The 22,745-nt window shown below is 35.5% G+C and carries 27 protein-coding genes and 1 tRNA gene; 10 read left to right on the forward strand and 18 right to left on the reverse strand.

The genetic code is table 11. The features are described 5' to 3' along the window. Positions 1-3 precede the first annotated feature (3 nt). The 4 genes from mnmG to ABWU69_RS07860 form a co-directional block, all read right to left on the reverse strand. On the reverse strand, positions 4-1,938 hold the full coding sequence (mnmG, locus tag ABWU69_RS07845) for a tRNA uridine-5-carboxymethylaminomethyl(34) synthesis enzyme MnmG (RefSeq protein WP_265034814.1): 1,935 nt from the start codon (positions 1,936-1,938) through the stop codon (positions 4-6). A 79-nt stretch (positions 1,939-2,017) separates the two neighbouring features. Further along, the gene (locus ABWU69_RS07850) at positions 2,018-2,212 is read right to left on the reverse strand and encodes a hypothetical protein (protein ID WP_353285158.1); all 195 of its coding nucleotides are present in this window, start codon (positions 2,210-2,212) and stop codon (positions 2,018-2,020) included. Between the two features lie 233 nt (positions 2,213-2,445). Next, a complete protein-coding gene (locus tag ABWU69_RS07855) occupies positions 2,446-2,931 on the reverse strand; it encodes a hypothetical protein (RefSeq protein WP_353285159.1) in 486 nt (161 codons plus the stop codon). A gap of 66 nt (positions 2,932-2,997) precedes the next feature. Then, positions 2,998-3,073, reverse strand: a tRNA-His gene (locus tag ABWU69_RS07860). 150 nt (positions 3,074-3,223) lie between these two features. Between ABWU69_RS07860 and murJ the strand changes: the two genes are divergently transcribed. From murJ to ABWU69_RS07875, 3 genes are read left to right on the forward strand one after another with little or no spacing between them, the layout of a single operon-like run. Then, positions 3,224-4,723: a murein biosynthesis integral membrane protein MurJ gene (gene murJ / locus ABWU69_RS07865; protein ID WP_265034818.1), complete on the forward strand. Its 1,500-nt coding sequence runs from the start codon at positions 3,224-3,226 to the stop codon at positions 4,721-4,723. Next, a complete protein-coding gene (locus tag ABWU69_RS07870) occupies positions 4,705-4,893 on the forward strand; it encodes a hypothetical protein (RefSeq protein ID WP_265034819.1) in 189 nt (62 codons plus the stop codon). The genes murJ and ABWU69_RS07870 overlap by 19 nt, the downstream gene beginning before the upstream one ends. A 44-nt stretch (positions 4,894-4,937) precedes the next feature. Continuing rightward, on the forward strand, positions 4,938-7,481 hold the full coding sequence (locus tag ABWU69_RS07875; RefSeq protein ID WP_265035716.1) for an AsmA-like C-terminal region-containing protein: 2,544 nt from the start codon (positions 4,938-4,940) through the stop codon (positions 7,479-7,481). A gap of 54 nt (positions 7,482-7,535) precedes the next feature. Here ABWU69_RS07875 and ABWU69_RS07880 read toward each other — a convergent pair whose 3' ends face one another. The 3 genes from ABWU69_RS07880 to ABWU69_RS07890 all read right to left on the reverse strand — a co-directional run bounded on the left by ABWU69_RS07880 (position 7,536) and on the right by ABWU69_RS07890 (position 9,437). Beyond that, complete coding sequence (locus tag ABWU69_RS07880; RefSeq protein ID WP_265034821.1) at positions 7,536-8,729, reverse strand: phage portal protein; 1,194 nt, start codon at positions 8,727-8,729, stop codon at positions 7,536-7,538. A gap of 235 nt (positions 8,730-8,964) precedes the next feature. Further along, positions 8,965-9,228, reverse strand: a complete 264-nt coding sequence (locus ABWU69_RS07885; RefSeq protein WP_320157481.1) for a type II toxin-antitoxin system RelE/ParE family toxin — start codon at positions 9,226-9,228, stop codon at positions 8,965-8,967. Continuing rightward, positions 9,204-9,437 (reverse strand): DUF6290 family protein, encoded by a 234-nt coding sequence (locus ABWU69_RS07890; protein ID WP_010081986.1) that lies wholly within the window; start codon positions 9,435-9,437, stop codon positions 9,204-9,206. The genes ABWU69_RS07885 and ABWU69_RS07890 overlap by 25 nt, the downstream gene beginning before the upstream one ends. Positions 9,438-9,688: 251 nt before the next feature. On the opposite strand from ABWU69_RS07890, the gene lipB reads away from it, so the two are divergent. Next, complete coding sequence (gene lipB, locus ABWU69_RS07895) at positions 9,689-10,306, forward strand: lipoyl(octanoyl) transferase LipB (protein ID WP_265034823.1); 618 nt, start codon at positions 9,689-9,691, stop codon at positions 10,304-10,306. 233 nt (positions 10,307-10,539) lie between these two features. Next, positions 10,540-11,541: an LD-carboxypeptidase gene (locus ABWU69_RS07900; RefSeq protein ID WP_265035717.1), complete on the forward strand. Its 1,002-nt coding sequence runs from the start codon at positions 10,540-10,542 to the stop codon at positions 11,539-11,541. Between the two features lie 332 nt (positions 11,542-11,873). Here the strand turns inward: ABWU69_RS07900 and terL are convergent, their stop codons facing one another. From terL to ABWU69_RS07920, 4 genes are all read right to left on the reverse strand, one after another. Beyond that, positions 11,874-13,334, reverse strand: a complete 1,461-nt coding sequence (gene terL, locus ABWU69_RS07905) for a phage terminase large subunit (RefSeq protein ID WP_265035718.1) — start codon at positions 13,332-13,334, stop codon at positions 11,874-11,876. Between the two features lie 64 nt (positions 13,335-13,398). Continuing rightward, positions 13,399-13,539, reverse strand: a complete 141-nt coding sequence (locus ABWU69_RS07910) for a hypothetical protein (RefSeq protein WP_353285160.1) — start codon at positions 13,537-13,539, stop codon at positions 13,399-13,401. Continuing rightward, positions 13,523-13,936 carry a transposase gene (locus ABWU69_RS07915; protein WP_353284975.1) on the reverse strand — a complete coding sequence of 138 codons (414 nt, stop codon included), beginning with the start codon at positions 13,934-13,936 and terminating at the stop codon, positions 13,523-13,525. Before ABWU69_RS07915 ends, ABWU69_RS07910 begins: the two co-directional genes overlap by 17 nt. Then, positions 13,878-14,471 carry a transposase gene (locus tag ABWU69_RS07920; RefSeq protein ID WP_353284976.1) on the reverse strand — a complete coding sequence of 198 codons (594 nt, stop codon included), beginning with the start codon at positions 14,469-14,471 and terminating at the stop codon, positions 13,878-13,880. Before ABWU69_RS07920 ends, ABWU69_RS07915 begins: the two co-directional genes overlap by 59 nt. 40 nt (positions 14,472-14,511) lie before the next feature. Between ABWU69_RS07920 and ABWU69_RS07925 the strand changes: the two genes are divergently transcribed. Both ABWU69_RS07925 and ABWU69_RS07930 read left to right on the forward strand, forming a co-directional pair. Continuing rightward, positions 14,512-14,670, forward strand: coding sequence for a WPE palindromic element domain-containing protein (locus tag ABWU69_RS07925; protein WP_353285161.1), 159 nt, complete (start codon positions 14,512-14,514; stop codon positions 14,668-14,670). 21 nt (positions 14,671-14,691) lie between these two features. Continuing rightward, positions 14,692-14,889, forward strand: a complete 198-nt coding sequence (locus ABWU69_RS07930; protein ID WP_265034825.1) for a hypothetical protein — start codon at positions 14,692-14,694, stop codon at positions 14,887-14,889. Between the two features lie 541 nt (positions 14,890-15,430). On the opposite strand, the gene ABWU69_RS07935 is transcribed toward ABWU69_RS07930, so the two are convergent. Genes ABWU69_RS07935 through trmD form a run of 5 tightly spaced genes read right to left on the reverse strand, consistent with a single transcriptional unit; the run spans position 15,431 to position 18,835 of the window. Then, positions 15,431-16,228 carry a phosphoribosylformylglycinamidine synthase subunit PurQ gene (locus ABWU69_RS07935; protein ID WP_265034827.1) on the reverse strand — a complete coding sequence of 266 codons (798 nt, stop codon included), beginning with the start codon at positions 16,226-16,228 and terminating at the stop codon, positions 15,431-15,433. Positions 16,229-16,234: 6 nt separating this feature from the next. After that, positions 16,235-17,485: a phosphate ABC transporter permease PstA gene (gene pstA, locus ABWU69_RS07940; protein ID WP_353285162.1), complete on the reverse strand. Its 1,251-nt coding sequence runs from the start codon at positions 17,483-17,485 to the stop codon at positions 16,235-16,237. After that, positions 17,486-17,740, reverse strand: coding sequence for a hypothetical protein (locus tag ABWU69_RS07945; RefSeq protein WP_353285163.1), 255 nt, complete (start codon positions 17,738-17,740; stop codon positions 17,486-17,488). A gap of 23 nt (positions 17,741-17,763) precedes the next feature. Then, positions 17,764-18,141 carry a 50S ribosomal protein L19 gene (gene rplS / locus ABWU69_RS07950; protein ID WP_265034832.1) on the reverse strand — a complete coding sequence of 126 codons (378 nt, stop codon included), beginning with the start codon at positions 18,139-18,141 and terminating at the stop codon, positions 17,764-17,766. Continuing rightward, positions 18,125-18,835 carry a tRNA (guanosine(37)-N1)-methyltransferase TrmD gene (gene trmD / locus ABWU69_RS07955; protein ID WP_265026040.1) on the reverse strand — a complete coding sequence of 237 codons (711 nt, stop codon included), beginning with the start codon at positions 18,833-18,835 and terminating at the stop codon, positions 18,125-18,127. The genes rplS and trmD overlap by 17 nt, the downstream gene beginning before the upstream one ends. Positions 18,836-18,909: 74 nt before the next feature. On the opposite strand from trmD, the gene purC reads away from it, so the two are divergent. Continuing rightward, on the forward strand, positions 18,910-19,632 hold the full coding sequence (gene purC, locus ABWU69_RS07960) for a phosphoribosylaminoimidazolesuccinocarboxamide synthase (RefSeq protein WP_265026041.1): 723 nt from the start codon (positions 18,910-18,912) through the stop codon (positions 19,630-19,632). Here purC and purM read toward each other — a convergent pair. Beyond that, positions 19,629-20,666, reverse strand: a complete 1,038-nt coding sequence (gene purM, locus ABWU69_RS07965; RefSeq protein ID WP_265034836.1) for a phosphoribosylformylglycinamidine cyclo-ligase — start codon at positions 20,664-20,666, stop codon at positions 19,629-19,631. The two genes, purC and purM, sit on opposite strands and share 4 nt — an antisense overlap. 133 nt (positions 20,667-20,799) lie before the next feature. On the opposite strand from purM, the gene ABWU69_RS07970 reads away from it, so the two are divergent. Both ABWU69_RS07970 and ABWU69_RS07975 read left to right on the forward strand, forming a co-directional pair. Next, positions 20,800-21,093 (forward strand): hypothetical protein, encoded by a 294-nt coding sequence (locus ABWU69_RS07970; RefSeq protein ID WP_353285164.1) that lies wholly within the window; start codon positions 20,800-20,802, stop codon positions 21,091-21,093. 122 nt (positions 21,094-21,215) lie between these two features. Then, complete coding sequence (locus tag ABWU69_RS07975) at positions 21,216-21,452, forward strand: hypothetical protein (RefSeq protein WP_406832697.1); 237 nt, start codon at positions 21,216-21,218, stop codon at positions 21,450-21,452. Positions 21,453-21,523: 71 nt separating this feature from the next. On the opposite strand, the gene ABWU69_RS07980 is transcribed toward ABWU69_RS07975, so the two are convergent. After that, on the reverse strand, positions 21,524-22,342 hold the full coding sequence (locus ABWU69_RS07980; protein ID WP_265026044.1) for a transporter associated domain-containing protein: 819 nt from the start codon (positions 22,340-22,342) through the stop codon (positions 21,524-21,526). Between the last annotated feature and the right edge of the window lie 403 nt (positions 22,343-22,745).

Here is a 22,745-nt window from a genome sequence, read left to right on the forward strand (position 1 = left end):
ACCTCACGCAAAACTAGCAGCTACTTTCGTTTTCTTATTCCTAAGGTACACTAATATGCTAACTATTGCTGCGGGAGTGATGCCTTGTATTTGCTTTGCAATGCCAATTGTTGCTGGTTTTATCATCTGCAACTTTTCTATTACTTCACTTGACAAGCCTTTAACTTGTGAATAGTTGAAGTTGATTGGAATTTGAGTATTGATTTCCTCTCGTAAAAACTTCATATCCGCTTCTTGCCTTATTAGATAAGGTTTGTATTTTGCTTCAATTTCAACCGCTTCGCATATTTCATTCTTAGTTGCATTATCCGCTTTGGTGTGTCCCATTTTGCCATTCCAGCGCGTGACGCTGCTTAACTCCGGCCATATTTCTTGTAATTTATTCCAGTCGATGTTTGGGTAGCTAAGTAAATCTAGTGCCGTTTTTCTTATCCCATCATAAGATATTTTGATACCATAAGACCTAAGCTGCTCAGGAGTAATCATCAGACTCCCTAACTTCTCTTCAAGCTGCTTAATGGATTCAAGTTTATTCTGTAAAACAGAGTATCTCTCATGCGAAACAAGGGAAATATCATAACCTTTTTGTGTTAATCTTCTATCTGCATTGTCTGACCTGATAGCTAGCCTATATTCTGCACGTGAGGTAAATAATCTATAAGGCTCGATCACCCCTTTGGTGACCAAATCGTCTATCATTACGCCGATATACGAATCTGTACGATGGAGAACAAAGCTTTCTTTTTTTTCAGATGCAGAAAGTGCTGCGTTAATTCCAGCGATAATTCCTTGCCCTGCTGCTTCTTCATATCCAGTAGTGCCATTAATTTGGCCAGCAAAATATAGACCTTTGACTTTCTTAGTTTCAAGAGTATGGCTTAGTTCTCGTGGATCAATATAATCGTATTCAACCGCATATCCAGATCTTAATATTTCTGCATTTTCAAGTCCCTTGATACTATTTATCATTTCACGCTGCACTTCAATAGGCAATGAATTTGAAATTCCATTTGGATATATAGTGTTATCGTCAAGCCCTTCTGGCTCTAGAAATATTTGGTGACTATTTTTTTCTGCAAATTTATTAACTTTAATTTCAATGGATGGGCAGTATCTTGGTGCAACAATGTCATCTAAATATGAGGAAGCTGACCTGTGAAGATTCTCTCGAATTATTTTATGCGTATTTTCATTAGTATGGGTAATAAAGCATGGTACCTGGGGTTGGTTAATTTTTTCTGTTAAGTAAGAAAACGGCACAGGTGGATTATCACCCACTTGTTCTTGCAATATTGACCAGTTTATAGTGCCACGATCAAGTCTTGGCGGAGTTCCGGTACGCAATCTACCTAATTTGAAATTATATTTCTTCAACGTATTTGCAAGTTCTACGGCAGACTTATCTCCCATTCTCCCTGAAGGAGTTGTTTGCTCTCCTATATGAATTACACCTTGCAGGAAAGTTCCCGTAGTTAAAACAACTTTACCTGTTAGTATACTTTCACCAGAACTTGTTATTACAGCTTTAATGTACAATTCTCCATTGTTATTACTCTCTATAAGAAAATCGTCAACTGACTCTTCTTTTACCGTCAAATTGTTATAATTTAGAATGATTTCCTGTATTGCTTGCTTGTATAATTTTCGGTCTGCCTGTGCACGTGGTCCCCATACTGCTGCACCTCTGCTGCTATTTAAAATGACTGAGTGTATGCTTGCTTGATCGATTGCTCTTCCCATTATTCCATCAAGAGCGTCAACTTCCCTAACTACAACACCCTTTGCAACTCCTCCGATTGCTGGATTGCAAGACATCTCTCCTATAGTTGAAATTTTGTGGGTTATAAGTAGCGTATTTGCACCAAGGCGAGCTGCCGCAGCAGCCGCTTCGCACCCTGCATGACCACCACCTACTACCACTACGTCATATTTATGCATGCCTTCTTGAGTAACTCTTACTCTCTAATATTCCGATTATCAGCGGTTAATGTCAAATTTTATAGTGATACCTCTCCTGTTACTCCGTACTGCACATACAACTATACGCACATTCGTTTTTGCTAAGGTAATTCGCACGACAAATGATGTCATGCCAGCACGTAACGTACAGCTGTACAAACATTGCAGTTTGCAGGTAATTTGTGTGGCAGGTAGTCAGTGCCCCTATAATGTCATCCCAGTGTCCTCTTCTTGTCATTCCAGTGCTTGACACTGGAATCCAGCCTTTTCATAATCATCAAAACGTTGTATTTTAACATAAAAAGGCTACTTTTATGCTTACCAACTTAATAAAATTTCTGGATCCCAGTGTCTGGGCACTGGGATGACACCCCTTTGTGTTTGAGGCAAAACCGGCTATAACACTTAACATACTGACTTTGTAAACAAATGTTCGCGCAGCTATGTGCTGCACACTGGAATAACAGAAAAGCTTACTTGGTTAGTTTAAACTGGCCCATACCCCTTCTCTTTTGAAGAAAAACACTCAACTATAGGAGAGATGATATATTCATTTACTTTTTCAGCTATTGGAAATATTACACATTGTGTTGCTAATATCCCTACAATTGGCGCTATTACTCCTATTATTGCACCTGCTAAAGCTGCAGATTCCATCCCAAGCATTGCGCCAGGAAAAATAGCAGTTGCGGCTGCAGCAAGGCCAACTCCAATTGCAGCGCTTGCAAGTGTCCCAATAACAAAAAGGAGTATATTTTCTTTATTGTCTTTTTCAATAGGATCCTTTGTGCAAAATTTACATAGCAAAACTACTGCACAGAAAGCTGCAATCAATGCTGGAGTTATGGAGCCAACAATTCCACCTATAACCAAAGGTGATAAAGCTGTAAAACTCAATCCCAGACCTGTAAATGCACCTATTACCGATGCTGCGCCACAAAGCATTAAAAGACTTTTAGTGCCGTCATCCATATAACCTCCCTAATTAATTTGATATATTACCATTTGTTCATATCTCCGTCAAGCAGAAAATTTTAGTGGGGCGAGCGACCAGGATCGAACTGGCGACATTCAGTACCACAAACTGACGCTCTACCAACTGAGCTACGCCCGCCAAGATATAAAATATCTAACATACGAGCGCAAATAGTCAATTGATTATTTAACTCTCCTTTTGCAGAGGGTTTTAAGTTTAGCCAATAAATATTTTCATTGATACTTTTACCATTATAGTTGATCGTATTGACACTAATGAAGTAGTGGTATGTTTAAAAGTATTTTCACATTTAGTTTTTTTACGGCTATTTCAAGGATCTCAGGGTTAATAAGAGATGTATTGATTGCTACGGTTATTGGTGCGAACTCTCTTGCAGACATATTTTTTTCTTCGTTTCGTTTTGCCAATCTATTTCGAGCATTTTTTGCAGAAGGAGCGTTCACTACCTCATTCATACCGTTATACTCAGCAGAATCACATGATAATAAGAAGGCATTTAATTTTGCAAGTAGTGTAATATCCATTACGTTTATTATCTTAGTAATTTTTTGCCTTATCATGCAAACTTTCTCCCCTTATATGATTCAAATTTTTGCTCCTGGATTTGACCAAAGTAAGTTTACCCTTACTGTTACTTTATCAAGAATTATGATGCCCTACATAATTTTTGTGTCAATTGCATCACTTATTGGTGGAATGCTGCAAGTAAAGCAGCATTTTGCTTCAACAGCTATTGCACCAATTGTTTTGAATCTCTGTTTAATCATCAGTTTGTTTGTGCCTTACGTAAAAACTCCAGCGCACAACCTTTCTATAGCTGTGCTGATCGGAGGGATTTTACAGTTACTTCTGATACTGTTTAGTGCATACAAGTTAAAGGCAGCTTTTTCTTTTAGCCTTGAATTAAGCAATGAAGTAAGGTTGTTTTTTAAGCGTGTGATACCTGCAATTATCAACAATTGTGTGACTCAAATAAGCTTATGGATCGATACAATCATGGCGAGTTTTATACCAAATGCGGTGTCCTATATGTATTATGCCGATAGACTAAATCAACTACCGCAGGGAATAATCGGTACTGCAATTGGTACAGTGCTTCTTCCTTTAATTTCAAAACAGGTGAATAATACTGAAAATATAGTCAAAATACAGAACAAGGCTCTCAACATAGGATTAATGTTAATTATGCCAACAACTGCTGCCTTTATCATTATTCCCGACATAATTTTACTTACGCTTTTTTCTTACGGCCGGTTTGATCATTATGCAGTGCAACAAACTGCTCCCACGTTAATAGCATTTTCTTTTTCTTTACCTGCATTTATTATAAATAAAGTATTGCTACCTACATTTTTTGCTAAAGGCAATCTGAAAATACCAACCATATTTTCGCTAATGTGCCTTGGAATTAATGTAGTGCTAAACCTTTTGTTAATGAACGAGTATCAGCATACGGGGATTGCTATTGCTACTTCCGTTTCCACTTGGATAAACTCCATTCTATTAATTAGTTATTTAACAATAAATAAAATGTATAAGGTTAGCCAAGCGTTATTGTTAAATGTCATGAAAATTTTTGTAGCAACGGTAGTTATGTCAATAGTTCTTTATGTTGCTAATTCCTTATCGGCAGGATTATTTTTTGATAAAATGTTGGCTCGTATTGTTTATTTAACGACTTTAATAGCTTTGAGTGTTATTGTTTATTTTGGTACTCTTTACTTAACTTTTAGAGGAAGTTTGAAAACATGTATAAATGTAATCTGAAGGTACAACAAATGGTGTCATCCCAGTGCTTGACACTGGGATCCAGATATAAAAATATTTGCAAATTATGCAATAGACAACAGATTCTAGGAGCATACGCTGAAATAATGTCCATGATGAAAATAAGATGGATCCCAGTGTCAAGCACTGGGATGACAGGAAAAAGGTGAACTGGGATGACAAGACGAAAGGATGCTGGAATGAGAGGTCTACTATGAAACTTTCTTTATACGCCATATTATCAATCTCGTTGCTATTAATTCTCATGCACGTTGCTGCAACTTTTAAGGATTGGAGTGGCTACAGGAAATATATCATAAAAGAGTTGGAGAGGACGTATGATGCTAAAGTGCATATTGGAGGGAAAGTTAAAGTTTCATTGATTACCCCAAAGCTCACTATCTATAATGTATATATACAATACAACGAAAATAAAGAGCAAAAGTTGTCAGATTTAATTAGTGTAAGAAAAATTGAGGTAAAACCGTCACTCCTATCGTTGTTTTTATTTTCGTTGCAACCAAAGTCAATCACATTGTTTGGTATGAAAAGCAACAAAGAAAATTTACTTAATATTATAAATACAAAAGCCAGTGGTAACACAGTCGATATAGTAATAAAAGACAGCCAAGTAAGTTTTAAGAGTGATTTCGCTGATATTGTTAACATAAAGGAGGTTGCTGTAAAAAAAAATAGGCAATTCTCCGGTAAAGTAAAGGTAGGTGATAATAATTACGATTTTTCAGGAAAGGTTGATATCACAAAAAAGAATGTACACATTAGTGTTGAATCAAATTTTGTAAATTTGCTATTTACAGGTAATAGAAATCAAGAAGAACTCCAGGGTAATTTAACATTAACAATTAATAACAGTTCCGGTTCTGTGAGTGATTTAGCAAAAATCATTAATCTTAGCTTTCTCTCTTGTGTTATTCCTAGCGAAAATATCAAGATATCATCCAATATAAGTCTTAATGAAAGTGAGTTTACGGCAACTGACTTAAAAATTGATTCCAAAAGCATGCAAGCCAGTGGTACAATACAAAATGATAGAAAAGGCGATCACACTAATCTCAATATTAGCTTCAGTAAAGTTGACTTAGATTCCATACAAGACAATTCACAAAAAACAACAAATATAAAAGACCTTCTGGAATGCTTTAGAGCAGTTGTGCCAAAGAACTTGAGCTTAAATTTTAATATAGAAGCTTCTAACATTCAATATCAAAACAAAATATTGGACAATTTCCGTGCTGTACTAAAATCCACTGATGGCAAAGTAAAAGTTAATACGCTTCTCAAATTTCCTGGAATCAATAATATATCTTATTTATCAGGAGAGATCTCAAACAATAATGCCCTATCTGAATTCAACGGTGATTTGTTAGTAGAAGGAAATGATTTTGAGTCGTTCATTTCATGTTTTTTCCCTTCTATAAAGATGAAAGAAAACCAGAAAAATCAATTTACACTAAGTTCTAAACTGCACCTTGCACCAAGAATATTATCTATCTCAGACATTAGACTGCTAAATAATAAGGAATCCTTGCAAGGGTCAATTAGAGTAAGCCACACAAAAAAACACAATGTGATCAATGGTGAATTTAGCATGCATAATCTTGATGCAGATAAATATGATCATTCATTATTTAGCAGTTTATCTAAAATGCAATGGCTGAAAAATTTTCAGTATGATGCAAATATAAAGGCCAGTGTTAATAACCTTACATTGAATGATACGAAAATTAAAAATTTAGATTTTTTGCTAAAAATGGAAAAAGGTAAGCTAGTTGCAGATAAAATAAAACTATCTGGAGAAGATTTCGATATTACCGGTAATGTAAAAATATTAGTAGATCAAAAATACGCCAAACCTTTATTAGATGTGAACCTCACGGGCAGTAAATTTAATGGAAATATCTTTAAATTACCGAATTTAGTAGAGGTAAAAAGAAATTCAAGAAATGAGATAGATCAAATTCAATGGTCAACAAAGCAGCTTGATTTTTTGGATGACAAAAAAGGCTTTGATGCAAATGTGCAAATCAATACTACAGAATTTAAAACCGAGCAGAATGTTTTGAAAGATTTTAATTTGGATGCGGTAATGAGAAACAACACTATCACTATCAGGCAGGCAAGTTACGTATTAGAACACGGGCAAGTGTTTTTTCAGGGTTATTTAAGATCAGATTCAATGAATACAAGATTTTCTATTGTAAATTTGGACACTAAAAAGATTGGTAAGGTTATAGGAATTGACAATGTAAATGGTCAGGTAAGCTTAAATGGTGAAATCAAAACTCAAGGAAAAAGTTTTCATGATTGGGCTAGTAACTTATCAGGAGATGTAAATTTACAAGCGCAGGGAATAGAATTTACTAATGTGGATTTTAATTCATTTATCACTAATTTGTTAAGCAGTAAGAATAAATCTGAAATTTCCACATTTGCTTATGTTGATATATATAATGGCAAGACATTTTTTGAAAATATTAGCGGAAAAGCAAGTATTAAGAGTGGTATATGTTCAACTGGTTTACAATTCGGGATTGATCAAGCATCAGGGTCAATCTCTTCTAATTTAACCTTATCTAACTTCACTTTAAATTCTATATTCAGGTTCTTTTTCATACCACCAGGTTATAGTAATCCAATCTATATCGATATGCATTTGGATGGCCCTATTTGGCGTCCTAAGATGAGTTTTGATGTAGACCAAATCTTCACCGCTTTAGTTAGCAAGAGAAATGGTTGATTTACTTAGGCGTACGGTTTAGGGGACAATGAACTCATCTGAACGGATACAAACTTAACCTAACTCATCACCACCTGGCAATGGTGGCAAGCCAAATGCTTCTCTTTTTTCGTTGAGCGTCATGAAGCTTGCATTTTCTACGTATTTCCACAACTTTTGTCTCTTTTCCATGAGAATTTCTATTGCATCTTTGTCATACGACAAGCACAGATCTTCACCAAATCTTGGTGTCAGCCAAGAATTCAGGTGACAGATAATATTTTCTAGCGTTGGTAAAACCGTCTGTTCCCAGAGGGATAAGCGTGCTTCGACTAAATTGCTATAAGTGTTATCACCTGGTATGCCAAGCAACTGCGGCGGGACACCAAAAGCCAGGGCAATATCGCGGGCTGAACTGTGTTTGGACTCAATAAAATCCATATCCCTTGGCGATAAGCTCATTTCTTTCCACTCCAAGCCTCCTTCAAGCAATATCGGTCTTCCAGCATTGACAGGACCTGAATAATGATCATTTATTTGCTCTTTTAAGCGTTGGTACTGCTCTTGACTTAAACTTCCACCACTTCCATCTTTCGCTGATTTCACAACTATTGCACCACTTGGTCTTGCCCCATTTTGCAACATCGCTTGATTCCAAGCACCCGCCTGATTATGTTGATCTATACTGTACGCGGCTGCTTCAATTGGTGATAACCCATACCAATCATTCAAAGGGTTAAAGGTCTTTAGGTGCAACACTGCTGAACATCCAGTTAGTTTATCAACTTTAAAGTCATAACTATTGTTATTTATGGCATAACGATAGATATAAGGAACGTTATTTCTCCCTGGAACAATTTCAACCCTATCGGGGCGCAGAAGATAAAGCTCTGTTGGTGGTTTTCTATTGTTCTGCGACTCAACCATCAATATATAAGAATTGCCGTTAACTAACCGATAAGTTACAATCCCCTCAATAAATTCCGATTTTGATGTCATTGGGTTAGGAGAATAAAGTAATTTCAGTAATGGATGGGCTTTTAGTTGCGATTTTCCCTGGTCAGTAAGCTGGCAGAGAGTAAGAGGTACCGAAGATGCAGCACTTGCAATCATATTGATTGCTCGAAAGGCAATAACATTTTTTATGTAACCTTCCTCAGCAAAACTTACATAATCACGCTTACTCCAACTTGGCTCCATCATTAGTTGCAAAGCAGAATATTTAGTAAATACTGCGCTTTTTTTTCTTTGAAAGATGTTGAAATTCATATGTGCCTCCTAAAAAATTGAATTTGTGGTAGAATTATATCAATTGGTGTCACAGGAAGGATATACTAACGTACGAACATTATGTTTGAGAGCAATCTCTACACAGTAGTTAAATGGCAGGCACAATAAGGGGTAGCAAAAAGAATGAGCTTTTTTTTTGAGCTGAGCGAAGCCACCTAAGGTAGAAAATGAATCAGGAAGGAGTAAAAATATATTTAATGTTTATATGATGTACTTACTTATAAATATCTTTTCTGTGTCCTATCTCTGTGATAACCACTTCATATTTTATAATATTTACGGAATAGATAACGCGATAATCACCTACCCTTAATCTTCTTTGTCCTTTAAATCTGTAATATAATGGCTCACCAAGGTTAATGGGATCAATTGTAAGGCGCTTATTTATCGCATTTATGATCCTTAATCTTATTGTTTTTGGAAGAGCTGGAAGGTTTTTCTCAAGAACGCTTTCTATGAAGATAATATTGTATTCCAGTCTACATCCTCACTTCTAATTTTCTTTACACCTGAAACATTACGTTTAGCAGCACGCTCAATTAGTATTTTATCTTCCTCATTTTCAATTGCTTCTTGTATTAGCTTCTCTGTTAGTTCTTTAATGGACTTATTTCTTATTTTAGCCAGTCCAGCAAGACACTCTGAAATTTCGTTGTTGAAAGTTATGCTAAATTTTGAGTTTGCCATATATTTTACCTAAAATCTACTAATAATTATACAACATTTTTCTGAATTTTTCAATAAAAAAAGTTGCCTATACGTAAAGAGGACCTGTGTTGACAAACAATTAAACATTTGTCATGTACTATGTTTGTTAAGGAGAAATAGCACAGAAGTTAGTATTAAGTATATTAGGAATAAGAAAGGCTGCGCTCAGTGTCACACACTGGAATAACAGGAAAAAACGAACTGCTATACTAAAAAAAAAGAAATAGAATATGACAGAATGGCTAATATCTAATCAGCTTATTGATTATAACTGTGCTATAAAATCCATGGAAGAAAAAATTCAACAAATTTACAATAATTCAGCAGACGAATTAGTATGGCTACTCCAGCACCCTCCACTTTATACTGCAGGAATCAGTGCAACAGATGATGATATTGTTGAAAAACTATTTCCTATATATAAAACAGGAAGGGGTGGTAAACACACATATCATGGTCCAGGACAGCGCATCATATATTTAATGTTAAACCTTAAAAAAAGAAATAAATGCGACATAAAGCTATATATTAGAGACCTAAGTAAGTGGATAATAAATGTTTTAAAGCAATTTAATATACTTGGAGAATTTAAAGAGGATAGAATAGGTATTTGGGTAAACCATAACGGAGTAGAAAAAAAAATTGCAGCTTTTGGTATCCGTTTAAGAAAATGGGTAACTTATCATGGCATAGCGCTTAACGTCTTTCCAGACCTCTCTCATTATAAGGGTATTATTCCTTGTGGACTGCAAGATTATGGCGTCACGTCAATGGAAGAACTAGGAGTGAAAGTTCCACTCTCTGAATTGGATGATATACTAAAAAAAGAGTTTTATAAGATATTTTAATGATCATTTACCTTTTATATCTCATTCTTACCTTATGTGCTAACACACAACTGTACGAACGTTGTAGTTTGGGAGCAATTCCCACCAGTGGGGTGTCATCCCAGTGCCCAGACACTGGGATCCAGCTTCTATGCAACTTAATTAAAAACGTTTGTTTTAGCGTAAGACAACTACCTTTAGCTCATCAGCTCAGTTATAAGCAAAATTTCTGGATTCCAGTGTCAAGCACTAGAATGACACCATTTGCTGTGCAATTTACCTTCAAAAATGAATGTTCGTACAGCTATGGTGCTAACACAGGTATTCATGCAATCGACCAAGTTGATATTATTGCTCCTTCTTCGAAAGGAAAAGAATCAGATCTGACTACCATAAAAGGGTATGTAGAAGCTTTGGATTTTAATCCCCATATTTCGGAGAAAATATATAGTAATGATAATCCATTTTATTCCAACTCTGATGAATTCAGAGCAAATGATTTGATTAATGCACTAACTAATGATAGTAAAATAATTTGGTGTATCAGAGGAGGAGAAGGGGCTTCTCGGTTAATTCCCTATCTAGAAAAGTTACCCAATGATAAAAAAGAAAGGATTGCTCAAAACAAAAAAATCCTCATAGGCTATAGCGATATAACTGCCTTGCACATCTATCTACAAGTCAAATATGATTGGCAAACTCTTCATGGCACCATGATGGAAATGATAGTAAATAACTCCGTTTCTGAAAGCTCTGTTGAAAAATTGAAAGAGTTAATTCTTAACAAGCGGGATTCTATCAGATTTGATAACCTAAAAATGATAAATAATGGCATTAGACTAAAAGATGGCAGATTAGAGTCTAAAATCATCGGTGGTAATATGACTTTAGTTGAAAACAGTATAGGAACTGCTTGGCAAATAAATGCGAAAGGTAAAATTCTATTTTTAGAGGACATAAGAGTCTACCCATACGCAATAGAGCGCAGTTTAGATCACTTAAAGCAAGCCCACATCTTTGATGGAGTACATGCAGTAATCTTTGGGGATTTCGTTAACTGTTATAATGATAATCTTGTTGAAGTTGTAAAAGAAAGGTTTGCAAAAAGTGTTAACTTTCCTGTATTTACAATGAAAGGGGTAGGCCATGGGCATACAAATGACCCTTTACCTCTTAACACTCACACTATTATTAGCGTTCAAGACGAAAAAGAAGGTTTGTTTTTTATGGACGTGCAGAATGTTAGCTACACATAGCTGATAGCTCACTAGGCTTCTTTTGAAATTGTTAAGGTAATTGTCATCCCAGTGCCCTGACTACTTGGATCCAGAAGACTTAATTTTAACCAAGCAGGCTGCATAATAAAGGCTGGATTCCAGCGTCACGCGCTGGAATGACAAGGTTATCGTCATGCCGCCGCGAACCGTCATACCGCGATTCATTCGCGGTATCTCATCAGCTAACAAGCAGCAGTCCTACGTCATACCGCCGTGGTATCTTTTAGCATAGATCCCGCTAACACGTAGCGGGATGACGGTTGTCAGGGTGTCATGCAAGTAGCTGACTACTTGGATCTGGTAGACTCAAATCACAATGCCCGTAAAGCTGCGACCCTAGAGCTACTATCTCTCACCCACTGCAAATATTGCACGGTACTATCCACTTGATCATCGTGTCGAGTTTCAGGAAACATTAAAATCTCATACTCAAAATCGCTGAGCCATACTGCTTGGTGCGGCAGAAAAACCTTGCCAGACTCTATAATCGGAACAATTTGATAAAATCGAGTGAGTTTGTCATCATGTGGCATTATTTCGATAATGGGTAAATCACTGTTTGCTTTTAGCTCTTGCACCAATTGCTGACCACTTGTTTTTGCTTCGATTAAAATTGCGTGTGGCGTCCATCTTGCAGCTAGTGATAGAACTTGCTCTTTAAGCTTTGGATACTCAAGCTTTGCGCGATATACATCGAGTAAATAGAATTTATTGCCCACTTTTGTCCAGGTGGTGCAGACGCTAAAGTTGCTCATGCTGCTTGTTGAAACTGCAGTGTCCCAGCTTTGAGTTACATGCGAGAGACTATCAGGAAAATTTCTATAGCGCTTCAGCCACTTTCGTTTAATTATACCACTTGAAAGTGGCAGAGGATTTTGTTGATATTGTGCAGCAAAAGCATAACTCCCAAGTTCAGCCTTTATCATCTCAACTTCTTCTTTTCCTCCATCGAGGGGATATAGCAACTGACCTTCTTCTCTTGAATATAATATCCTTACAGGTGACGCTGGTTTATTATACAACCGCCTGGTCGCACAGTGCTGAGCTACTCGGATGACAGGAACAGGAGGCATTGGCTTTTTGATTGAATAAATAACCTGCTTATTTTCAGAAATCATTGGCAAACAAATATGATGCCATATGTTTTTTGGCTTGGAGAGAAGGTGTCCGGTCAAATCTTCCTGATGTAGCCTGTGCATCACAAGAACGATTACTCCTTTTTTTCTGTCGTTAAGCCTGGTTACTAGAGTCTGATCAAACCAGTTTATAGCGCGCTTTCTAAACATTTCACTCAAAGCTTGAGCAGAACTGAGCGGATCGTCCACGATGATGAAATCACCACCTTCACCGGTTAATGTTCCTCCAACTGATGTTGCGATTCTGTATCCTCTTTGCACTGTTTGGAATTTGTATTTGGTATTCTGATCTTTGGATAGTTCTACCTCTGGAAATAGCTTTTTATACCAACCAGATTGCATTACGCACCTTGTATCAAGCGAGTGCTTTTCGCTGAGCAGCCGAGAGTAACTTGCAACTATTATCCTCGCGGTTGGCTGATTTCCCAGTATCCATGCGGGCCATGCAACACTAGCGCACAGGGACTTCATTGAACGCGGAGGCATATTGAATATTATTCGCCTCACTTCACCAACGCTCACTGCTTCTAGCCTGTCTGCTATGACTTTTATGTACTGATAATCATTATACTCACACCCCGGCACCACCGTTTGAAAGCATAACTCAATGAATTTTAGAAAGTTGATTTTGTTCATGATATAATGTTGAAAGATGTCATCCCAGTGCCCTCTTCTTGTCATCCCAGTAGCTCCTTCGGTGTCATCCCAGTGCTTGACACTGGGATCCAGAAGACTTAATTTCAACCAAGTGGCTGCATAATAAAGGCTGGATTCCAGTGGGCTTTGTTGCATAGCACCTTAAGCAGTGATGGTTTACGACAAATTTATGTAATGATTTCAAATTTAGCCATACCAATATCAGTGAATTTGTTGAGCAAATAGCACTTAATTAGTAATTCTTTTTCACGATTTACTTCAGATTTATTCCTAAAGCTAAATCCAAATACTTGCTTCAACCTTGAGAAAAATCCTTCTATGTAAGATCTCTTTCCATAAATTGCTTCCTTTTTCCACTCTTTTACACCATCTTGTCCATATAATTTTATTAACCTAATAGCAGCATTTCTGTCAGACATATAATCTATTTTTGAATGTTCTGCTGCATCCTTTTTTGGTAGAACTTTTGTCTTTATATCGTATTTCTTACACAATTTATAAAGTTTGTGCCTATCGTATGCCCTATCTGCATATAATTTTGTGCTGAAAATTAACTTCTTCAAGCAAATCGCAAGCTCCATAGTGGTCAGAGTAGACGCCATTACTGTATCTTGCAGCTATAGCTTTTTTACTATTCACACTTAACATAACATGTAACTTTCTTACTTGCTCGTAGCTTCGGTACTTTCTATCTGCACTGTTTTCCTTACTGTGGCCAGGAGTGTTACTGTAAATGCTGATACTTGTGCTATCTATGATAATTTCAATATTTTCCATGTTGCTTTTATCAACCCTGCAATCATTTATCTTAATATTAAGTTTTTTAAACCTTCTTGATGCTTGTGAATAGCTGATAACTGCCAATTTTTTTCCTATTTGTTGCAGATATCCTTTTATAAACCCCACCGTTTGTCTTAAACCAATTCTAAAAAGATTGACAATTATATGCACCAAAATTACGACTTTATCACTGTAAATATAGTTGCCGCCCTGCATTTTTGGACTATTTTCATACCAATTTTCGATAGCTTCATCGATGTAACGAAAAATATTTCCCCTTTTTTCAAGGAATTTGTTATATTCGTTTTGGTTACTGACTTTCATTTTCTGTGGCATATTTTTTCTTCAACAGTTAAATGGTTATTTATAATGAATTTTGTCAGTAGCCACCAGATTTTTTCGGTTGCTATGCAACAAAGCCCACTGGGATCCAGAAGACTTAATTTCAACCAAGTGGCTGCATAATAAAGGCTGGATCCCAGTGCCAAGCACTGGAATGACAGCAATCTACGTCATACCGCCGCGGTATCTCTAGATCCCGCTAACAAGCAGCGGGATGACGGTTGTCAGCTTCCCCTGTCATCCCAGTAGCTCCTTCGGTGTCATTCCAGTGCTTGACACTGGAATCCAGACTTTAATTGTTATACTTGTAAATAAGTCTGGAACGTTCATCTCAAAATGCAGTATTTTTGTTGAAATAGCTCAACTGGATCCCAGTGTCAAGCACTGGGATGACACCATTTGTTGTGTTTAACAAAGTTCGTACTTAGCTTCATGTTAGCTACAAACGTTAAGAAATTTACCAAATGAAAAAAAAGGCAAAAGAAGCCCTGGGGTTATTATCCGCTTTAAAATATTGGCGTTTTTTATGTTTTAAACGCTTGACAAGCGAAATTCAGCTGCTTTTAATTGCAACTAACTTACGCTGCAAATGTTTAAGAAATTTACTAAGCAGAAAAAAAGACAAAGAATCCCCGAGTTAGCTAGTCTTTTACTATCTCTGTCGAGTATTGGCATTTTTTGATGTCTTGTAACGCTTTATAAGCGCGTTCAGCTTATTTAGATAAAAATCTAGATGTAGATGAAGTTTTGTAAAGACATACAGTATCTATATACTGCAAAAAATTGAACATAAGACGCCGATACATTAAGTAATCCTTACCTTTTAATCTGCAGATTGGCGAAAGCAAATACAATAGCTTCAGTTTCATGATAAGGGGGCTGGCAAGGCTTGTCAAGCAAGTTTTTTGCAATATCAGGGGATAATTTCGACCATAAATCCCTATCAATAAATTTTAACAAAAATACTTTAGTGCATTTTCAAATATAAGCATTCCATCGCCATATTTTGGTATAGCACTTCCTAAACGTTTACATTTTTCTTTTTCAAGAGGCCAATTATCTTGCTGGGTAAAAAATATTCCCCTTTCTGGATGGGGCATTAAAGCCAATACTCTCCCACTTTTATCTGATAAAGCTGCTAGGTCATATGTAGATCCGTTCGGATTGTGAGGAAATTGCAGATTAGCATAGTTGCCATTTTCATCAATGTAACGTAATGCGGTGGAATTGCTCTCAATCAATTGGTTCAAAATATCTTGATCCATAAAAAATTTGCCTTCCCCATGAGCAATAGGGAGATATAGTTCACTCAGGCCCCGTAGCCAAACAGAATTACTCTGCGGATTAACTCTCACTCTAATCCAACGGCATTGATAATTGCCTATATCATTATGGATTAAAGCTAGACTAGAGAATTCTGGAATTAACTTTACTAATATCTGACAACCATTACATATTCCTATAATCAGCTTGTCCTTAGATAAAAACTCTTGAAACTCATCCAACAAGTTGTTTTTAATACGTAAAGCAAACGCATTACCAGCACCAGTGTCATCACCATAGGAAAAACCCCCTGGAATTGCAAGTATATTGCTTAATTTCAGTTCACCTGGATTATCTATGATATCGTTAATGTGAACGATTTTTACTTCAATATTACCAATACCAAGTTTTCTGCTGCATTCCATAAATGCAAATGCAGTTTCTTTTTCGCAATTTAAGCCATAACCAGATAGGACTGTGATTTTCATGAATTGCTAAAAATTAAAAAATTCGAATTTCTTTTTTACAAAATTTGCTACTAAATTTAACGCAAATAACACCAATAATAAAGCTATAATTGCGATAGCAGCAAGTTCAACAAATGCAATTTCAGGACTGCTTGACCATATGTATATTTGCACAGGTAGAACAGTTGCCGGATCGAAGAAGGACGTAGGTGTATCAGCAATAAATGCTACCATACCTATCATAAGTAAAGGGGAAGATTCACCTAAAATCCTTGCAATTGCAAGCACAGTACCATGTATTATTCTTGGTAATGCAATCGGCAGAGAGTGATCTAATATCACCTTGATGTGAGGTGCACCGAGCGCAAACGCTGCATCTTTTATCGTAATAGGAACATTCGCAAAGGCATTTTTTGTTGCAATTATAATATTAGGTAACATCATAAATGAAAGAGTCATTCCACCAACAAGTGGTGAAGAGCGTGGTAGCCCAAATATGCCAAGATAGAGAGTTAAGCCTACTACACCAAATATTATTGAAGGCACTGCAGCAAGATTATTTATGCTAATTTCTACAATATTAGTCATTAGCCTATTTTTAGGCATAAATTCGTAAAGACAGATGCCCGACATAATTCCTATTGGTAATGCTAATGCTAGGCACACTATAATTGTCATCAATGAGCCGATAAACGCTCCTAAAATCCCTGCATTTTCAGGTTCACGAGAGTCAGATTTAAGGAATAAAGACTTATTAAAAAATTTTTTCACTCTCCTCTTTTCTTTTAGCCAATCAAGTAATTTAGCATAACGATCATTCAAATGTTTATCTTTATTTATTGAATTAATTATACTTGACGCGGTAAACCAGATCTCATATTCACCACTATCTTTTACTTTCTTACGAAAAAATTTCTCTAGTTCTTTGTAAGAATTACGACTTAAAATTTCGTCACTGTCTTTAAAATCAGTTCCTTTAAACACCTTACGTAAAGAATCGTTGAGTAAGCCAATGGATTTATACCGCAAATCACCAGGATTATTTGTTAAAGTAAGATCAGCACTTATTTCAATTGGCAATAAAATTTTCGTTACTGTTAAGGCACTGTAAGAGTTAACTAATATACTTAACAATATACATATAGGGCAGCCAAGTGAGATAACTAGTGCCGTGAAAGAGCAAAAGCGTAATGCTCTGTTCTTTTTATTTTTCCTTTTTATACGAGCGTGCACACGCCTTGACTGAAGTAATTTAAGGAATTTTTTCTTTATACTCATTTACTTTTCTTTACACGAGGATTTGAAAAAACTTTCCCCTTTTTTGTCATCCCAGTGCTTGACACTGGGATCCAGCAGGCTTTGCCTGCAAATAATTTTTACATTTTCCATGAAAGCACAAACCAAAAGGAGAATAATGAATGCTGGATCCCAGTGTCGGAGCACTGGGATGACACCACAGCGGGAGGCAAACACAATGTTCGTACAGTTGTGTATCACGCACTGGGATGACAAGAGAGAGTTCTGAGATGACACAATTGACATCACTCTCTGTTTATCTACTTAGATTTCTTTTTAATATAAGTAGTACGCTCTTTGATCCTTGCAGCTTTTCCAAATAGTTTGCACAGATAATACAGTTTTGCTCTACGAACCTTTCCCTTTCTTGTCACTTGCACTGAAACCAGTGCAGGAGAATAAACAAAAAATTGAGACACTATACTTTCTCCATGACTTACTTTTCTGACCGCAAAAGAAGAATGTAACCCGCGGTTCCTTTTTGATATACATACACCTTCAAATATCTGTATACGCTCACTTGCACCATCAACTACCTTGAAAGTAATCTTCAGATCATCGCCAGGACGAAATTCTGGTACTTCTTTAGCTAACATTTGCATTTGTTGCTTATTGAACTTTTCAAGTAAATTTGTCATTTATCTCTCCATCTAATAATTCAGGCCGACGCTTTTTTGTTACAACTTGAGACTGTTTCTGCCTCCAATCACTTATTTTTTTGTGATTGCCAGATAACAGAACCTCAGGTACTTTATATCCTTTCCACTGCTCAGGTCTAGTATATTGAGGATATTCAAGCATACCACCACCATAATTAAAACTTTCTTCAGTAATACTATCGGAATTATTTACTACACCTGGAAGAAGCCTAATGCATGCATCAAGAACCACCATCGCAGCTGGCTCACCTCCTGAAAGTATATAATCTCCGATACTTAACTCATAAGGAGTATACGCATCAATTATCCTTTGGTCAATACCTTCAAATCGACCACACAATATTGTTATATGAGGAAACTCTAATAATTCTCTAGCAATATTCTGATTAAACTTTGCGCCAGATGGAGTCATGTAAATAAACTTAGTGTTTTTATGAACAGAGAGCATACTATCTACTGCACTACCAATTACATCAGGGCGCATAACCATTCCTGCTCCACCTCCATATGGAACATCGTCTATCGTTGAATGTTTATCTTTAGCAAAAGAACGAATATTTACTACTTCAAGGTTCCATATTTTTTTTTCTAACGCTTTTCCGGCAAGAGAATAGTTCAAAAACCCAGGGAACATTTCTGGAAATATGGTTAATATTGTAACATTGAATGCCATTAAGGTTTATTTTAAGTTATTTGAGGCTATACTCTAAAAACAGTAAATTGATATAATATATAGTTAAATTAAGCATGTCACTGAATAAAACGATATACGAAGGTAAAGCGAAAGCCATTATTGAAACTGAAGACCCATTAACTGTTATACAGCACTTTAAAGATGATGTTACAGCATTCAATAAGGAAAAATATGAAATTATTGAGGGCAAAGGAATAATTAATAATCATGTTAGTGCTTTTATCATGGAAAAACTTGAGAAAGCAGGAACTAGCACGCACTTTATAAAAACTCTAAACGAAAGAGAACAGCTAGTCAAAAAGCTCAAGATAATACCTCTTGAGGTGGTAGTTAGAAATGTTGCAGCTGGCAGCTTTTGCAAACGTTTTAATATCAAAGAAGGTGAGGCACTTACATCTCCTATAATCGAGTTTTTTTACAAAAATGATGACCTAGCCGACCCAATGGTGAATGAAAATCACATACTGTATTTTGATTGGCTATCTAGCAAAGAAATGGATGAAGTTAAAACTACAACTTTAAAAATCAACGAAATCTTAGTCCACCTATTTTCAAATGCAAGTATATATTTAGTTGATCTCAAGTTAGAATTTGGCAGATTAATAAATGACAGTACTAAAATCATTTTAGCCGATGAAATCAGCCCTGATAACTGCAGGTTATGGGATAAAAATACTTATAAAAAGCTAGATAAAGACGTCTTTCGTTTGAATTTAGAAGATTTAAAGGAAGCGTACCTAGAAGTTGCAAAAAGACTGTCAGTAAAGTTAGATTAACTAAATACTACTCTATCAAGTGGAGGGTTACATGCCTCATCAAGTTTTCCAATAATTTCAATTTTTTCTCCACGTTTTTGGAAATGATTTTTCACGTTTTGCATATTCTCAGGACCTACGATCAATACCATGCCAATACCACAATTAAATGTTTTTAGCATTTCTTTCTTCTCTATTTTACCCTCCTTTGTTAGCCATAAAAATATATCTGGCCATTTCCAGGAATTAATGTCTATGTTTGCAAATAAGTTTTTTGGAAGAATCCGCGGAATATTATCTATCAAGCCACCACCTGTTATATGTGCAATGCCTTTTACCTTTGGCATAATAGGCAACAAAGAATCAACATATATTTTTGTTGGTTCAAGTAGTATTTCACTCCAAGATTTATTATTCCATAGAGATGTATCGTTATAATTTATACCTAAGCTTTTGAAAATATGGCGCACCAAAGAAAACCCATTTGAGTGAATTCCACTTGACTCTAAGCCAACTATATAATCACCTGCTTTCATCATGCTACAGTTTGGAAGAATTTGCTTTCGATCAACTACACCAACCACAAACCCTGCAAGGTCATAGTGATTATTACCATACATTCCAGGCATTTCTGCAGTTTCTCCACCAACCAATGCTATTTTAGCTTGCTTGCACCCCTTTGCAATGCCCTGGACCACAGATAATAAAACGTCTTTGCTCAAAACGCCTGTTGCAAAGTAATCAAGGAAAAATAAAGGCGTTGCTCCTTGTGCAAGTAAGTCATTTACACACATTGCAACTAAATCTATACCTATAGTATCATGCCTATTCACTTCTTGAGCTATCAACAGTTTCGTACCTACTCCATCAGTTGAGGAAACGAGTACTGGATGGTCATATTTCTTACTTAGTGCAGCAAAATCAAACAACGCAGAAAATGAACCTATTTCGCTGATTACTTCTTCTCTAGTAGTTTCTTGAGCAATAGGCTTGACTTCTTTTATTAACTTATTATATAGTTCAAGATCTATTCCTGATCTGACATAAGTATTCATAATCCTTCTATAAATTTTAAAATTGTTAATACTATATTAATGCCTTGATATAAAAAGTGCAACGAAACTTTCTCTTAATTGACTATTATATGCTTACCAATATAGGGTAACTTAAATCATTTATAATTATCCAATGAACAAAAATACCAAAAACATACTGTTAATAACGGAACTGCTATCAGGACAGCTGCTTCATGACTTTGCTAACTCTATGAATGGAATAATGTTTGGCTTGGAAGAGCTTGAAGTAATAGATAAGAACGATGCTGATGCGCAGAAGGAAGCGTTGTCGTTGCTTAAAGAAAGCTCCGATGATTTAATATATAAACATAAAGTTATGAAGCAGGCATATTCTTCTTCAGCAGATAATTACAGCTTTGATCAGACCAAATCTAATATCGAAAATTATTTATTAAAAAAAAAGTAAAGCTTACGTGGAAAATAGACGCATACTCTGCAGAAAATAAGGAAGATTTAATTGAAAAGATAAATAAGATAATTTCTAATATGGTGCTAACTATAGCCAGTGCAGTGGCGGAAGTTGAACTAGTGTCTGTTTTACTGAGTCAAACAGAAGATAAAATGCTATTAACTATAAAAATACTAAATGAACACAAACCAATAAGCAAATCATTAATAGACAAATTAATCAAAAAAAATGACACTAATTTAAATACAAAAGATATTAATATCTATATGACCTCTTTATTATTAGAGTACTATAACACTGAAATGCATTGTACTTGCGAAAATAATTTGCTGGAGATAGGTTTAACTATAACTTGAGTTGCATATTTGGTTATTACAACTTTTTCTTCGTTTCAAGGCAAGACATTCTCCGACAAGGGGTACCAAATCTAATTTTCGTAATTACTTAAGTCTAGTACTATTTTATTAATGTAGCGCTCATTTGCATCTTTGATGATAAACTTCATACCATTTTTATATTTAATGACTTCATCTACAGAAGGCACTTTACCAGCAATCGAAAGAATCAAACCACCAAGTGTAACATAGTCTTCTTCAGGGTCACGTAATTCTATTTTTAGATCCTCTTCTATATCTTTTATAAGAGCCCTTGCTGACACTTCAAACTTATTTTGAGACAATTCAGTAATGGTATATTCTGAATTTACTTCGTTTTCACTATCAATGTTTGGTATTAGCTCCTTTATAAGATCGGTCATTGAAATTAAACCATCAGTTCCACCATATTCATCCAATACGATAGCTAAGCATGATTTAGAAGAGTTCATCCTAACAAAAAGATTAGTTGTCTTCATCGAGGGCGGAACAAATATTACGCTTTGTATAATATTTCTCAGATTAAAATTTTTATCCCTATTAAAAATAACATCTTTTACATAAAAAAAGCCTATTACGTTATCAAAGTTATTTCTATAAATTGGTATTTTAGTGTGGCAAGTGTTTTTTATCTTCTTTATTATTTCACGCTCGCTTGATTCAATGTCTACTGCGCATATCTCTGTACGTGGAGTCATTATATCCATTATACCACAATCGCGGAATTTTAATAGACCATTAAATATATTAAGGTCTGGCAGATCTTTCATTAATGCCTCAGTCGCACACTTTTTCAACACAGAAGCTTTTTTGAAAAGGAAGAGAAAAATTCTATATGCTATTTTTTCTACTAAGGTTCTTTTTTTACTCAATTTATTCTCTGTAATGGCAAAAACGTTTTCAGATTAGATTTATCAAGAAAACTGTTATTAAATGTTTAATAAGCATGTGAATAATGTCAAATTAATTTGTGAATTATTTGTTGATATAAAATACCAACAATTGATCAACAACTTTTTCAACAACATATACATAGTTATGTAACAATGCATGATGGTAAAATATTTTCCATAAAAGAAAATTACTAACACTCTGAACATCTTACTTATACACATAAATCATAACAGAAAATCAATAGCATACAGAAGTTGTTAACATATTTATCCACAAATTGAACAACACCAATTTTTACCGAATTTTAAGTTAGTAACAAGTTGTTGATAGGACTATTATTACTACTATACTTTGATATACAGAAGAATAGATAAAATAGAT

The sequence above is a fragment of the Wolbachia endosymbiont (group A) of Beris morrisii genome, assembly GCF_964028185.1.
In the GTDB taxonomy this organism is placed as follows: domain Bacteria; phylum Pseudomonadota; class Alphaproteobacteria; order Rickettsiales; family Anaplasmataceae; genus Wolbachia.